The organism is Streptomyces sp. NBC_00249, from assembly GCF_026342355.1.
Taxonomy (GTDB): domain Bacteria; phylum Actinomycetota; class Actinomycetes; order Streptomycetales; family Streptomycetaceae; genus Streptomyces.
This window is the reverse complement of the sequence record NZ_JAPEMV010000005.1, coordinates 1-14,399: the sequence shown is the minus strand read 5'-3', so window position 1 is coordinate 14,399 and position 14,399 is coordinate 1. Positions and strand designations below refer to the sequence as shown.

At 67.3% G+C, this 14,399-nt stretch carries 13 protein-coding genes and 2 rRNA genes; 10 read left to right on the top strand and 5 right to left on the bottom strand.

From position 1 onward, the window contains the following. Positions 1 to 80 precede the first annotated feature (80 nt). On the bottom strand, positions 81 to 725 hold the full coding sequence (locus tag OOK31_RS21795; protein WP_267088974.1) for a transglycosylase SLT domain-containing protein: 645 nt from the start codon (positions 723 to 725) through the stop codon (positions 81 to 83). 498 nt (positions 726 to 1,223) lie between these two features. On the opposite strand from OOK31_RS21795, the gene OOK31_RS21790 reads away from it, so the two are divergent. From OOK31_RS21790 to OOK31_RS21780, 3 genes are all read left to right on the top strand, one after another. After that, positions 1,224 to 2,357, top strand: coding sequence for a GAF domain-containing sensor histidine kinase (locus tag OOK31_RS21790; RefSeq protein WP_267088973.1), 1,134 nt, complete (start codon positions 1,224 to 1,226; stop codon positions 2,355 to 2,357). Beyond that, complete coding sequence (locus tag OOK31_RS21785) at positions 2,350 to 3,018, top strand: response regulator transcription factor (protein WP_267088972.1); 669 nt, start codon at positions 2,350 to 2,352, stop codon at positions 3,016 to 3,018. The genes OOK31_RS21790 and OOK31_RS21785 overlap by 8 nt, the downstream gene beginning before the upstream one ends. A 128-nt stretch (positions 3,019 to 3,146) precedes the next feature. Then, on the top strand, positions 3,147 to 3,392 hold the full coding sequence (locus OOK31_RS21780) for a chaplin (RefSeq protein WP_323188250.1): 246 nt from the start codon (positions 3,147 to 3,149) through the stop codon (positions 3,390 to 3,392). Positions 3,393 to 3,480: 88 nt separating this feature from the next. On the opposite strand, the gene OOK31_RS21775 is transcribed toward OOK31_RS21780, so the two are convergent. After that, complete coding sequence (locus OOK31_RS21775; RefSeq protein WP_267088971.1) at positions 3,481 to 4,260, bottom strand: hypothetical protein; 780 nt, start codon at positions 4,258 to 4,260, stop codon at positions 3,481 to 3,483. A gap of 133 nt (positions 4,261 to 4,393) precedes the next feature. Between OOK31_RS21775 and OOK31_RS21770 the strand changes: the two genes are divergently transcribed. The 4 genes from OOK31_RS21770 to OOK31_RS21755 all read left to right on the top strand — a co-directional run bounded on the left by OOK31_RS21770 (position 4,394) and on the right by OOK31_RS21755 (position 7,605). Beyond that, a complete protein-coding gene (locus OOK31_RS21770) occupies positions 4,394 to 5,194 on the top strand; it encodes an ABC transporter ATP-binding protein (protein ID WP_267088970.1) in 801 nt (266 codons plus the stop codon). 55 nt (positions 5,195 to 5,249) lie between these two features. Further along, positions 5,250 to 5,678, top strand: a complete 429-nt coding sequence (locus OOK31_RS21765) for an NfeD family protein (RefSeq protein WP_267088969.1) — start codon at positions 5,250 to 5,252, stop codon at positions 5,676 to 5,678. 85 nt (positions 5,679 to 5,763) lie between these two features. Continuing rightward, positions 5,764 to 6,738: an SPFH domain-containing protein gene (locus tag OOK31_RS21760; protein WP_267088968.1), complete on the top strand. Its 975-nt coding sequence runs from the start codon at positions 5,764 to 5,766 to the stop codon at positions 6,736 to 6,738. A gap of 90 nt (positions 6,739 to 6,828) precedes the next feature. Next, positions 6,829 to 7,605, top strand: coding sequence for a sulfite exporter TauE/SafE family protein (locus tag OOK31_RS21755; RefSeq protein WP_267088967.1), 777 nt, complete (start codon positions 6,829 to 6,831; stop codon positions 7,603 to 7,605). A gap of 39 nt (positions 7,606 to 7,644) precedes the next feature. Here OOK31_RS21755 and OOK31_RS21750 read toward each other — a convergent pair whose 3' ends face one another. From OOK31_RS21750 to OOK31_RS21740, 3 genes are all read right to left on the bottom strand, one after another. Beyond that, positions 7,645 to 8,148: an HNH endonuclease gene (locus OOK31_RS21750; protein WP_267088966.1), complete on the bottom strand. Its 504-nt coding sequence runs from the start codon at positions 8,146 to 8,148 to the stop codon at positions 7,645 to 7,647. 151 nt (positions 8,149 to 8,299) lie between these two features. Continuing rightward, positions 8,300 to 8,833, bottom strand: a complete 534-nt coding sequence (locus OOK31_RS21745) for a YbhB/YbcL family Raf kinase inhibitor-like protein (protein WP_267088965.1) — start codon at positions 8,831 to 8,833, stop codon at positions 8,300 to 8,302. A gap of 47 nt (positions 8,834 to 8,880) precedes the next feature. After that, on the bottom strand, positions 8,881 to 9,663 hold the full coding sequence (locus OOK31_RS21740) for a sporulation protein (RefSeq protein WP_267088964.1): 783 nt from the start codon (positions 9,661 to 9,663) through the stop codon (positions 8,881 to 8,883). 117 nt (positions 9,664 to 9,780) lie between these two features. On the opposite strand from OOK31_RS21740, the gene OOK31_RS21735 reads away from it, so the two are divergent. From OOK31_RS21735 to OOK31_RS21725, 3 genes are all read left to right on the top strand, one after another. Further along, entirely contained in the window at positions 9,781 to 10,422 is a 642-nt protein-coding gene (locus OOK31_RS21735; protein ID WP_267088963.1) for a DNA-3-methyladenine glycosylase, read from the top strand. 638 nt (positions 10,423 to 11,060) lie between these two features. Then, positions 11,061 to 12,585 (top strand): 16S ribosomal RNA (locus tag OOK31_RS21730). A 288-nt stretch (positions 12,586 to 12,873) separates the two neighbouring features. Next, positions 12,874 to 14,399 (top strand): 23S ribosomal RNA (locus OOK31_RS21725); the annotation flags it as partial.

Here is a 14,399-nt window from a genome sequence, read left to right as displayed (position 1 = left end):
AACGCACGAACGCCTCAGGGCGGCACCCGGAACTCCGGGGGCCGCCCTGAGGCGCATGGGGGGTCTGTGTCGTGCGAGGCCTAGTAGGCGCTGTTCACGTTGTCCATCGAGCCGTAGCGGTCGGCGGCGTAGTTGCACGCGGCGACGATGTTCGCGACGGGGTCGTACAGGTCGAACTTGGTGCCCTTGACGTGGTACGTCGCGAAGGTCGGCGGAATGACCTGGAGCAGGCCCTTCGACGGGATGCCGTTCTGGGCGTTGATGTCCCAGTTGTTGATCGCACGGGGGTTGCCGCTCGACTCACGCATGATGTTGCGGTGGATGCCGGCGTACGAGCCCGGGATGCCCTCCTTCTTCATGATGAAGAGGGCTTCCTTGATCCAGCCGTCGAGGTTGTTCGCGAAGACGGGGGTGCGGGCCGCGGAACGGCTCGCCGCCTGCTTCTGCTCGCGGTCCTTCTTCGCGTCGGCCTCGGCCTTCGCCTTGGCGGTGTCCTTGGCCTTCTTGTCCGCGACGACGTGCTGCGCGCTGAGGTTCTGCTGCACCGACTGGCTCCACGCCACGGGGGCGAAGGCCACGGCCGTCCCGGCCTCGGCGGCGGGGGCGGCGCCGGCCGGGACGAGCGAGAAGGCGAGGGCGGCGGCGCCGAGCGTGGCGACACCGGCGATGGACAGCTTGTGTGCCTTCGTCAGACGACTGTGACCGGGAGTGCTGGAAGCAGACATGGCGTGGGCAACCTCTTCGACGGGGGCGCCCCCGTGGGGAATCCGGGGGCGGTGGCCGCAGCGAGCGCCGCGAGGATCCGGGACCCTGCGGCGCTGTGCGACGTCGACATTCTTAGCTGCGGCAAAATCCTGTGGCAAAGGTGTGACATACGATGCCGCTTAGTGGATCACGGCCCCCCGCCGTGCCCCCGTTTCCACCCCAGCCGCTAGGTGCGCCCGCACTGACAGGGCCTTTACACGTCCACTAGGCAGCTTCGTAAGTGATGTGCGTCCTATGCCGGGGCTCACATCGGCCACGTAACAGTCTCACTCAGAGTTGCAACAGCAACGCCGAGTGTGACCGATCTCCGCCCGGAGGACGACTCCGCCCCCCGCGCCCTCCTCCTCAAGGCGGGGACGACGGGCCCCCACCCCCTCCCTCCGCCCGACCCCGCACCGGCCCCGGACCTAGGTCAAAGGCCCGATCCCGCAGGTCAGGGCCGCCGGTACGGTGACCCCATGCACAACGGACCCTGTACGGGACTGGCGGCCGTCAGCACCGCGCTGCTCGCCATGAGCCGCCGGCTGGAGGTCAAGGACGTCCTGCGCACCATCGTCGTCTCGGCCCGGGAACTGCTGGACGCCGAGTACGCGGCCCTGGGCGTCCCGGACGACCACGGGGGCTTCGCCCAGTTCGTCGTCGACGGCATCACCGAGGAGCAGTGGCGGGCCATCGGCCCCCTGCCCCGCCAGCACGGCATCCTCGCCGCGATGCTCCACCAGGACGGCCCCCAGCGACTGGCCGACGTACGCGAGGACCCCCGCTTCGGAGGCTGGCCCGCCGCCCACCCCGAGATGTCCGACTTCCTCGGCCTGCCCATCAGGGACGGCGAGGACACCCTCGGCGCCCTCTTCCTCGCCAACAAGAGGGGACCGCTCGGCTTCACCGACGAGGACGAGGAACTCCTCTCCCTCCTCGCCCAGCACGCCGCCATAGCCCTCACCAACGCCCGCCTCTACGAGCGCAGCCGCGAGCTGACCATCGCAGAGGAGCGCTCCCGGCTCGCCCACGAGCTGCACGACGCCGTCAGCCAGAAGCTGTTCTCCCTGCGCCTCACCGCCCAGGCCGCCGCCACCCTCGTCGACCGTGACCCGGACCGGGCCAAGGGGGAACTCCAGCAGGTCGCCGCCCTGGCCGCCGAGGCCGCCGACGAGCTCCGCGCCGCCGTGACCGAGCTGCGCCCCGCCGCGCTCGACGAGGACGGCCTCGTCGCCACCCTGCGCAACCACGTCCGCGTCCTGGACCGCGCCCACTCCGCACACGTCACCTTCACCTGCGACGGCGTACGGGCCCTGCCCGCCTCCCAGGAGGAGGCCCTGCTGCGGGTGGCCCAGGAAGCCCTCCACAACGCCCTGCGCCACTCCGGGGCGGACCGCGTCGAGGTCACCCTCGCCCGGACCCCGGGCGGCGGCGCCCTGCTGCGCGTACGGGACGGGGGCCGGGGCTTCTCCCCCTCCACCGTCCGCACCGCGGGCCGCCACCTCGGCCTGGTCTCCATGCGCGACCGCGCGAGCGGGGCCGGGGGCCGGCTGGAGGTCCGCTCGGAGCCCGGTACGGGCACCACGATCGAGATGGAGGTCCCCGGTGGCTGACACCCCCGGCATCCGCGTGCTCCTCGTCGACGACCACCAGGTGGTCCGGCGCGGCCTGCGCACCTTCCTGGAGGTACAGGAGGACATCGAGGTCGTCGGCGAGGCGGCCGACGGCGAGGAAGGCGTCGCCCGAGCCGAGGAACTGCGGCCCGACGTGATCCTCATGGACGTGAAGATGCCGGGCACCGACGGCATCGACGCCCTGCGGCGGCTGCGGGAGGCCGCGAACCCGGCGCGCGTCCTGATCGTCACCAGCTTCACGGAACAGCGGACGGTCGTCCCCGCGCTGCGCGCCGGCGCCGCCGGATACGTCTACAAGGACATCGACCCCGTCGCCCTCGCCGCCGCCATCCGCTCCGTCCACGCGGGCCACGTACTGCTCCAGCCCGAGGTCGCCGAGGCCCTGCTCGCCCAGGACGGCCAGCCGTCGCCGGCGGGCCGCCCCGGCGCCCTGACCGACCGGGAACGGGAAGTGCTCGGCCTGATCGCGGACGGCCGCTCCAACCGGGAGATCGCCCGGGCGCTCGTCCTCTCCGAGAAGACGGTCAAGACGCACGTCTCGAACATCCTGATGAAGCTCGACCTGTCCGACCGGACGCAGGCGGCGTTGTGGGCGGTCAGACACGGTCTCACCGACGAGAACGCCGTGAACCGCCCGTAAATCGCTTCAACGGAGATTCATACGGTCGGGTGTATGTAGCCCACATGGCGTATCCCGACCGCGGCGCGCCCGTTCTCCATGGCGTGCCGCGACGGCTGGTCGCGGCCGACCTACTGGAGGACGAGAACGTGAAGAGCTTCAAGAAGGCCGCAGCCGTCACCATGATCGCGGGCGGCCTCGTCGCCGCCGGCGCCGGTGTCTCCTCGGCGCACGGCGGTGCGTCGGCGGAGGGCGAGGCCCTGAACTCGCCCGGCGTGGCCTCCGGGAACCTGCTCCAGGTCCCCGTGCACGTCCCCGTGAACGTGGTCGGCAACACCGTCAACGTGATCGGCCTGCTCAACGGCGCCTGGGGCAACACCGGCGTCAACGCCTGATCGCCTCCCCACCGGCCCCGCTTCCCCCCTTCTCCCCGGGGAGCGGGGCCGCTGCCGTACCCCGCCCGCCCGCCCGAGCCGCCGGAGCCTACCGCTCCCGCTCCTCCACCGCCGCGTTGTACGCCGCCACGAGCGCCCGCCGCGCCACCCGCTCCACCGGCCGCAGGGCCTCCGCCCGCGCCGCCATCTCCGAGGCGGCCACCGCGCCCCCGTGCCCGTTCTCGTACGCCAGCGACACCATCAGGTCCACCCGCTGCGCCAGCGCCAGCACCCGCACCGCCCGCGCCGGATACCCCGGCGCCAGCGCGTCCCGGCCCGCCTCCGTCCGCGCCCGGTACGCCGACAGCGCCGCCTCCGCCACCGGCCCCGACCCCGCCACGTCCAGCCGGGTCAGCACCACCGTCGCCTCGCGCAGCGCCTCCGCCAGCTCCCGCTCCGCCTCCCCGAGCGAGGGCACGTCCGCCGGCGGGGCCTCCCGTACCGGCAGGCAGTGCCACAGCACCGAGACGTGCACGTCACCGGCCGGACCGGCCTCCGTCACCTCCGGCACCAGACCCAGCGCCGCACCCGCGCACACCACCGCCTCCTCGGCCTCCAGCGCCCGCGCGTTGAACTCCGGCGGCCCGCTCAGCCCCAGCGGATGCCCCGGAGCCGGCAGCGCCACCCGCAGCCCGCCCACCCCCAGCGCGCGCAGCCGCCCGAGGGCCAGCGTGAGCCCGACCGGCCCCGCTTCCCCCGGCAGCCCGGACACCCGGTGCACGGCGTCCTCGCCCACGATCGACAACACGGCCTCGTCGGGCGAGACCAGACCGGCCAGCAGAGCGTTCCCCCAGGCGGCCAGCCGCCCTGAACGTGGTTCGAAAAGCATCCCCCTACTTTACGGATCCGGCCCCGGACCCGGCCTGGCGCCCGGACCCCTCCGCGAGTGGCGTAGGTTTTGCCCTGGGGCTGCGCCTGCCGGCGCACAGAGAACCGTGACTGCAAGGGGTGACAACACGCTCATGAGCGATGTTCTGGAGCTGGTGGACGTATCCGTGGTCCGCGAGGGCCGGGCTCTGGTGGACCAGGTCGACTGGTCGGTGAAGGAGGGGGAGCGCTGGGTGATCCTCGGCCCCAACGGCGCCGGCAAGACCACTCTGCTGAACCTCGCCTCCAGCTACCTCTTCCCCACCAAGGGCAGCGCCACCATCCTCGGCAGCACCCTCGGCAAGCCCGGCACCGACGTCTTCGAGCTGCGCCCGCGCATCGGCGTCGCCGGCATCGCGCTGGCCGACAAGCTCCCGAAGCGGCAGACCGTCCTGCAGACCGTGCTCACCGCCGCCTACGGCATGACCGCGACCTGGCAGGAGGAGTACGAGGACGTCGACGAGCAGCGCGCCCGCGCCTTCCTCGACCGCCTCGGCATGAGCGAATACCTCGACCGCAAGTTCGGGACCCTCTCCGAGGGCGAGCGCAAGCGCACCCTGATCGCCCGCGCGCTGATGACCGACCCCGAGCTCCTCCTCCTCGACGAGCCCGCCGCCGGCCTCGACCTCGGCGGCCGCGAGGACCTCGTACGCCGCCTCGGCCGTCTCGCCCGCGACCCCCTCGCCCCCTCCATGGTCATGGTCACGCACCACGTCGAGGAGATCGCGCCCGGCTTCACGCACGTCCTGATGATCCGCCAGGGCAAGGTCGTCACCGCCGGTCCCATCGACCTCGAACTGACCTCCCGCAACCTCTCCCTCTGCTTCGGCCTCCCCCTGGTCGTCGAGCGCAACGAACACGACCGGTGGACCGCCCAGGGCCTCCCGCTGCGCTAGAGGGTTCGTTTCCGCGCCCTGTCCCGACCGCGCCCACCCGACCTACCATGACCATGTGGACATCGACGCATGGGTGTGGTGGCTCATCGGCGCGGTCGGACTGGGCATCCCCCTCGTCCTGACCGCACTGCCGGAGTTCGGCATGTTCGCCGTCGGCGCGGTGGCGGCCGCCGTCACGGCGGCCCTCGGCGGGGGAGTGGTGGCACAGGTCCTGGTGTTCGTGATCGTGTCGGTGGCGCTCATCGCCGTCGTCCGCCCGATCGCCAACCGGCACCGCAACCAGCGCCCCCAACACCGCAGCGGCATCGAGGCGTTGAAGGGCAGATCCGCCGTCGTCCTCGAACGCGTCGACGGCAGCGGCGGCCGCATCAAGCTCGCCGGCGAGGTCTGGTCCGCCCGCACCCTCGACTCGGACAGCAGTTTCGAACCCGGCCAGTCCGTCGACGTCGTCGACATCGACGGAGCGACCGCGGTCGTCATGTGAGCAAGCAGCCCACCCGCGGCCCCGGGGTCTGCGAGACTCCGCTCAACGGGGCAGCACAGACAGCCGGAAGGGCACGGGGAACCGCATGCAACCGATCATCATCGTCCTGATCATCCTGGTGGTTCTGGTCTTCATCGCCCTGGTCAAGACGATCCAGGTGATCCCGCAGGCCAGCGCCGCCATCGTCGAGAGGTTCGGCCGCTACACCCGCACCCTCAACGCGGGCCTCAACATCGTCGTCCCGTTCATCGACTCGATCCGCAACCGGATCGACCTCCGCGAGCAGGTCGTCCCCTTCCCGCCCCAGCCGGTGATCACCCAGGACAACCTGGTCGTCAACATCGACACCGTCATCTACTACCAGGTGACCGACGCCCGCGCCGCGACGTACGAAGTGGCCAGCTACATCCAGGCCATCGAGCAGCTCACCGTCACCACGCTGCGCAACATCATCGGCGGCATGGACCTGGAGCGCACCCTCACCTCCCGCGAGGAGATCAACGCCGCCCTGCGCGGGGTCCTCGACGAGGCCACCGGCAAGTGGGGCATCCGCGTCAACCGCGTCGAGCTCAAGGCCATCGAGCCGCCGACCTCCATCCAGGACTCGATGGAGAAGCAGATGCGCGCCGACCGCGACAAGCGCGCCGCGATCCTCCAGGCCGAAGGTGTCCGCCAGTCGGAGATCCTGCGCGCCGAGGGCGAGAAGCAGTCCTCCATCCTGCGCGCCGAAGGTGACGCCAAGGCCGCCGCCCTGCGCGCCGAGGGCGAGGCCCAGGCCATCCGTACGGTCTTCGAGTCCATCCACGCCGGCGACGCCGACCAGAAGCTCCTCGCCTACCAGTACCTCCAGATGCTCCCGAAGATCGCCGAGGGCGACGCCAACAAGCTCTGGATCGTGCCCAGCGAGATCGGAGACGCCCTCAAGGGCCTCTCGGGCGCCATGGGCAACTTCGGCCCCATGGGCGGCGGTTCCAGCGGCTTCAACCCCGCTGACAACGGCAAGGGCGCCCCCGCCGCCGACAAGGGAACGGAACGCCGGGAGCAGCCCCCCATCGACTGACGCGGCCCTCCCCTCGTGCATGATCGGTGAGGCCCCTCGACCTTCATGGCGGGGAGGCGACTCACTCACGCAAAGGGGATGGCTCCGTCCATGTCCATGTCCATCTGGGAATCGCTCGCGGTCCTCGCGGCCGGAATCGGCGCCGGCACCATCAACACCATCGTCGGTTCCGGCACCCTCATCACCTTCCCGGTGCTGCTCGCCACCGGCCTGCCCCCGGTCACCGCCAACGTGTCCAACACCCTCGGCCTGGTACCCGGCTCGATCAGCGGAGCCATCGGCTACCGCAAGGAACTCCAGGGGCAGCGCGCCCGCATCCTGCGCCTCGGCGCGGTCTCCCTCGTCGGCGGCCTCACGGGCGCGATCCTGCTCGTCACCCTGCCCTCGGACTCCTTCGACACGATCGTGCCCGTCCTCATCGGCCTGGCCCTCGTGCTCGTCGTCCTCCAGCCCCGCCTCGCCGCGGCCCTGCGCCGCCGCCAGGAAGCCGCCGGAACCGAGGGCGGCCACCCCGACGGCGGCCCGGCCCTGCTGACGGGCATGCTGCTCTCCAGCGCCTACGGGGGCTACTTCGGGGCCGCGCAGGGCGTGCTCTACCTCGGCCTGATGGGGCTGCTGCTCCACGAGGACCTGCAACGGATCAACGCCGTCAAGAACGTCCTCGCCGCCCTCGTCAACGGCATCGCCGCCGTCTTCTTCCTCTTCGTCGCCGAGTTCGACTGGACGGCGGTGGTCCTGATCGCCGTCGGCTCCACCATCGGCGGCCAGATCGGCGCCAAGGTCGGCCGGCGCCTCCCGCCGACCGTCCTGCGCGGCATCATTGTCCTGGTCGGAATCCTCGCGATCGTCCAGCTACTGACCCGCTGAGCGACGTAGCAGACCTACGTCACCCAGCGGACCCGCCTCTCAGGCAGTACGCCCCAACCACTCGGGCAGCGCCTCCCGCCCGCTCACCCCCAGCGTCAGCAGCATGGCCTCCGCCGGAGACGGCACGAAGGGCTTCCGGAGGAGCGGCATCCCCGCCTCCTCCGGAGTCCGCGCCGCCTTGCGGTGGTTGTCCTCGGCGCAGGAGGCCACCGTGTTCAGCCAGGTGTCCCCACCCCCCTGGGCCCGCGGCAGCACATGGTCCACGGTCGTCGCGCGCTTCCCGCAGTACGCGCACCGGTGTTGGTCCCGGACCAACACCCCCCTCCGCGACCAGGGAGCATGTCTTCGGAAGGGCACCCGTACGAACCTGCAGAGCCTGATCACCCGCGGCATCGGCAACTCCATGGTGGCCGCACGCACACGCAGCTCGGGATGGGACTGCTCGACCACGGCCTTGTCCTGGAGCACCAGGACCACAGCCCGGTTCAGCGTCACCGTCGACAGCGGCTCGAAGCTCGCATTCAGCACCAGCGTGTCCCGCATCTCGCCCACCTCCCGTGTGCAGGCCCGCACCACCCTGCTGGCGGCAGGGCCCGCAACCACTCTGGCCGCGCGCGCCACGCGGGACAACGCAATAAAAATGCCCGGTCCTGGCCTTCTTTAGACCAGGACCGGGCAAACGCTCGGAGAACGATCAACGAGCCGGCGACTCGTACTCACCGATCAGCTGCGCACGGCCCAGCGCGTGGAACCGCAGATGGAACCCGACGCTCGCCGGGGACGAGTCCTCGTCCGGCCCCAGCTGCTCCCGGTCCACCGCGTACACGGTGAACACGTACCGGTGCCGCTCCCCGCGCGGCGGAGCCGCCCCGCCGAAATCGCGCGTGCCGTAGTCGTTCCGCGCGTGCACGGCCCCCTCCGGCAGCCCGGTGAACTCACCGCTGCCCGCCCCGGCCGGCAGCTCCGTCACCGACACCGGCAGGTCGAACAGCACCCAGTGCCAGAACCCGCTGCCCGTCGGCGCGTCCGGGTCGAAGCAGGTCACGGCGAAGCTCTTCGTCCCCTCGGGGAAGCCCTCCCACCGCAGCTGCGGCGAGAGGTTCTTGCCCGTCAGGACCTGGGCCGCGTGAAGATCGGCCCCCGGCGCGACATCCACGCTGGTCACCGTGAAGGAATCCACCTCCGGGTGGAAATCGTGCGGAAGGGGAGCCCTGTTCTGCTCGGCCACTGCTGTACCTCCTGAGGGGAAACGCGTGCGGGCGTACGGGCCCGAGCCTAGAACCAGTTGCGCTGCGAACCGACCGAGGCGATCCACTGGTTCAGGTAAGCCGCCCAGTCGGTCCCCTGGTACGACTGCAGACCCACCTGGAAGCAGCGGTAGGTGTCACTGCCCTCGCTGAACAGCCCCGGCTTCTTGTCCATCTCCAGCACGACGTCCATCTCGCGCCCGTCCGAGACGAAGGTCAGCTCGACCTGGTTCAGCCCCCGGTACTGCGACGGCGGCAGGAACTCGATCTCCTGGTAGAAGGGCAGCGTCTGCCGCGTCCCGCGGATGTGCCCCCGCTCCATGTCGGCACTGCGGAAGGTGAAGCCCAGCTGCCGGAAGGCGTCGAGGATCGCCTGCTGCGCCGGCACCGGGTGCACGTTGATCGGGTCCAGGTCACCCGCGTCGACCGCGCGCGCGATCTCCAGCTCGGTGCTGACCCCGATGTTCATCCCGTGCAGGTGCTGACCCCCGAAGTGGGTGATCGGCGTCTCCGCCGGGATCTCCAGACCGAACGGCACCACGTGCAGCGCGCCGGCCTGCACCTGGAAGGCGCCGCCGAGGCGCTGCTTGGTGAAGACGATGTCCTGCTTGTACTCGCTGTCGTTGCCCTCCACCTCCACACGCGCCTGGAGACCCACGGACAGCCCCTCGATCTGCTGCTCCACGGATCCGCCCTGGATGCGGACCTCGCCCTGCACGATCCCGCCCGGCACGACGTTCGGCTCGGTGATGACCGTGTCCACCGAAGCACCACCGGCACCCAGGCTCGCGAACAGCTTCCTGAACCCCATGCTCAAACTCCCCTGATACGGATCTAAGGATCTGGCGACTACGACGCGCCTACCCCTTACCAACGCGGAACCTTAGGCCCCGGTTGCACGGGCAGGCGTTCCACTACGCTCGACCGGATGAGCGCGCGCCCCGACCGTACGCCCCTGCCCAGGTCCTTCTTCGACCGCCCGGTCCTCACGGTGGCCCCGGACCTGCTGGGCCGCGTCCTGGTCCGCCGCACTCCGGACGGCCCCGTCGAGCTGCGCATCACGGAGGTGGAGGCGTACGAGGGAGCGACCGATCCCGGCTCCCACGCCTACCGCGGCCGTACGGCCCGCAACGCGTCGATGTTCGGTCCGCCCGGACACGCGTACGTCTACTTCATCTACGGCATGTGGTTCAGCCTCAACCTGGTGTGCGGACCACCGGACCACGCGAGTGGCGTACTGATCCGCGCGGGGGAGGTGACGGCGGGCGCCGACCTGGCGGCCGGACGCCGCCTCTCGGCCAGGAACCCGAACGAACTGGCCAAGGGCCCGGCCCGGCTGGCTGCGGCCCTCGACGTGGACCGTTCCCTCGACGGCACGGACCTGTGCGCGGGCCCGGATTCCCCGCTGTCCCTCCTCACGGGCACCGCCACCCCACCCGACCAGGTGAGCAACGGCCCCCGCACGGGAGTGAGCGGCGCCGGCGCCGTCCACCCCTACCGCTACTGGATCACGGACGACCCGACGGTCAGCCCGTACCGCCCCCACGCACCACGCCGCCGCGCAACTTGACTCGCCCCTGCCGGACGCCTAACGTAGCCCGAGCCGCTTGAACGGGGCACTGCCATCAGCAGACCCCCAGAGCGGCCAAACCACTACCTACGACTTACCCCTGGCGGGGTCTCATTCGGCGTGCCCGAATTCTTCGCCACTCGGCTCGATTATGAGCTGGAAGGGGAAAAGCGCTAACGTAGCGGAGCGCCGAAAGGCACAGACCCCCAACGGTCACCGAATTCAAATCCAACTCCGGTAAAACGGTGCGGAAATGATCTGGTAGAGTTGGAATCGCCGGAAAGGGAAAACGCGAAAGCGAAGGACCTGGAAAGCGAGCGGGACAGACTCTGATAGAGTCGGAAACGCAAGAACGAAGAGCAGAACAGAACAGAACGAAAGCCCGGAGGAAAGCCCGAGAGGGTGAGTACAAAGGAAGCGTCCGTTCCTTGAGAACTCAACAGCGTGCCAAAAATCAACGCCAGAAGTTGATACCCCGTCCACTCCGGTGGATGAGGTTCCTTTGAAAAAGACCTGTGAGGTCGCCTTCGGGTGATGCTTGCAGGCAACAACACAGCGAGGACGTTGTGGCGCGTCGGTCATATTCCGACATGATGCGCCCGCTCTTTCGTGTGTGTGCACCCGATTACGGGTAAACATTCATGGAGAGTTTGATCCTGGCTCAGGACGAACGCTGGCGGCGTGCTTAACACATGCAAGTCGAACGATGAAGCCCTTCGGGGTGGATTAGTGGCGAACGGGTGAGTAACACGTGGGCAATCTGCCCTTCACTCTGGGACAAGCCCTGGAAACGGGGTCTAATACCGGATACCACTCCTGCCCGCATGGGCGGGGGTTGAAAGCTCCGGCGGTGAAGGATGAGCCCGCGGCCTATCAGCTTGTTGGTGGGGTAATGGCCCACCAAGGCGACGACGGGTAGCCGGCCTGAGAGGGCGACCGGCCACACTGGGACTGAGACACGGCCCAGACTCCTACGGGAGGCAGCAGTGGGGAATATTGCACAATGGGCGAAAGCCTGATGCAGCGACGCCGCGTGAGGGATGACGGCCTTCGGGTTGTAAACCTCTTTCAGCAGGGAAGAAGCGAAAGTGACGGTACCTGCAGAAGAAGCGCCGGCTAACTACGTGCCAGCAGCCGCGGTAATACGTAGGGCGCAAGCGTTGTCCGGAATTATTGGGCGTAAAGAGCTCGTAGGCGGCTTGTCACGTCGGATGTGAAAGCCCGAGGCTTAACCTCGGGTCTGCATTCGATACGGGCTAGCTAGAGTGTGGTAGGGGAGATCGGAATTCCTGGTGTAGCGGTGAAATGCGCAGATATCAGGAGGAACACCGGTGGCGAAGGCGGATCTCTGGGCCATTACTGACGCTGAGGAGCGAAAGCGTGGGGAGCGAACAGGATTAGATACCCTGGTAGTCCACGCCGTAAACGTTGGGAACTAGGTGTTGGCGACATTCCACGTCGTCGGTGCCGCAGCTAACGCATTAAGTTCCCCGCCTGGGGAGTACGGCCGCAAGGCTAAAACTCAAAGGAATTGACGGGGGCCCGCACAAGCAGCGGAGCATGTGGCTTAATTCGACGCAACGCGAAGAACCTTACCAAGGCTTGACATATACCGGAAAGCATTAGAGATAGTGCCCCCCTTGTGGTCGGTATACAGGTGGTGCATGGCTGTCGTCAGCTCGTGTCGTGAGATGTTGGGTTAAGTCCCGCAACGAGCGCAACCCTTGTCCTGTGTTGCCAGCATGCCCTTCGGGGTGATGGGGACTCACAGGAGACCGCCGGGGTCAACTCGGAGGAAGGTGGGGACGACGTCAAGTCATCATGCCCCTTATGTCTTGGGCTGCACACGTGCTACAATGGCCGGTACAATGAGCTGCGATACCGTGAGGTGGAGCGAATCTCAAAAAGCCGGTCTCAGTTCGGATTGGGGTCTGCAACTCGACCCCATGAAGTTGGAGTTGCTAGTAATCGCAGATCAGCATTGCTGCGGTGAATACGTTCCCGGGCCTTGTACACACCGCCCGTCACGTCACGAAAGTCGGTAACACCCGAAGCCGGTGGCCCAACCCGTAAGGGAGGGAGCTGTCGAAGGTGGGACTGGCGATTGGGACGAAGTCGTAACAAGGTAGCCGTACCGGAAGGTGCGGCTGGATCACCTCCTTTCTAAGGAGCACAGTACCGATTGCAGACAAATGTTCTGCACGGTCAGCTCATGGGTGGAACGTTGATTATTTGGCACGGTTTCCGAAGCATCCTGCAAGTACTGCCCTCGGGCGTGGAAAGCGGTGATAGTGGAGGGGATCGTGCCTGGCACGTTGTTGGGTATCTGAGGGTACGGCCGTAAGGTCTTATCTTCGCGATGCCGGCCCCAGTGCACTCGCCAGCTTGTCTGGTGGGGTGATGGGTGGCTGGTCGTTGCTTGAGAACTACACAGTGGACGCGAGCATCTGTGGCCAAGTTTTTAAGGGCGCACGGTGGATGCCTTGGCACCAGGAACCGATGAAGGACGTGAGAGGCCGCGATAGGCCCCGGGGAGCTGCCAACTGAGCTTTGATCCGGGGGTGTCCGAATGGGGAAACCCGGCAGTCGTCATGGGCTGTCACCCATGCCTGAACACATAGGGCATGTGGAGGGAACGCGGGGAAGTGAAACATCTCAGTACCCGCAGGAAGAGAAAACAACCGTGATTCCGGGAGTAGTGGCGAGCGAAACCGGATGAGGCCAAACCGTATGCGTGTGATACCCGGCAGGGGTTGCGCATGCGGGGTTGTGGGAATTCTTTTGACCGGTCTGCCGGCCGGTCGGCGAGTCAGAAACCGTTGATGTAGTCGAAGGACATGCGAAAGGTCCGGCGTAGAGGGTAAGACCCCCGTAGACGAAACATCAGCGGCTTGCTTAAGAATCTCCCAAGTAGCACGGGGCCCGAGAAATCCCGTGTGAATCTGGCGGGACCACCCGCTAAGCCTAAATATTCCCTGGTGACCGATAGCGGATAGTACCGTGAGGGAATGGTGAAAAGTACCGCGGGAGCGGAGTGAAATAGTACCTGAAACCGTGTGCCTACAAGCCGTGGGAGCGTCGCCGTTGTTCTTCGGAACAACGGTCGTGACTGCGTGCCTTTTGAAGAATGAGCCTGCGAGTTAGCGGTGTGTAGCGAGGTTAACCCGTGTGGGGAAGCCGTAGCGAAAGCGAGTCCGAATAGGGCGATTGAGTTGCACGCTCTAGACCCGAAGCGGAGTGATCTAGCCATGGGCAGGTTGAAGCGGAGGTAAGACTTCGTGGAGGACCGAACCCACCAGGGTTGAAAACCTGGGGGATGACCTGTGGTTAGGGGTGAAAGGCCAATCAAACTCCGTGATAGCTGGTTCTCCCCGAAATGCATTTAGGTGCAGCGTCACGTGTTTCTTGCCGGAGGTAGAGCACTGGATAGGCGATGGGCCCTACCGGGTTACTGACCTTAGCCAAACTCCGAATGCCGGTAAGTGAGAGCGTGGCAGTGAGACTGTGGGGGATAAGCTCCATGGTCGAGAGGGAAACAGCCCAGAGCATCGACTAAGGCCCCTAAGCGTACGCTAAGTGGGAAAGGATGTGGAGTCGCAGAGACAACCAGGAGGTTGGCTTAGAAGCAGCCACCCTTGAAAGAGTGCGTAATAGCTCACTGGTCAAGTGATTCCGCGCCGACAATGTAGCGGGGCTCAAGCGTACCGCCGAAGTCGTGTCATTGCAGCAATAGGGCCAACGCCCGCTGTGATGGGTAGGGGAGCGTCGTGTGCCGGGTGAAGCAGCAGCGGAAGCTAGTTGTGGACGGTTCACGAGTGAGAATGCAGGCATGAGTAGCGATACACACGTGAGAAACGTGTGCGCCGATTGACTAAGGGTTCCTGGGTCAAGCTGATCTGCCCAGGGTAAGTCGGGACCTAAGGCGAGGCCGACAGGCGTAGTCGATGGACAACCGGTTGATATTCCGGTACCCGCTT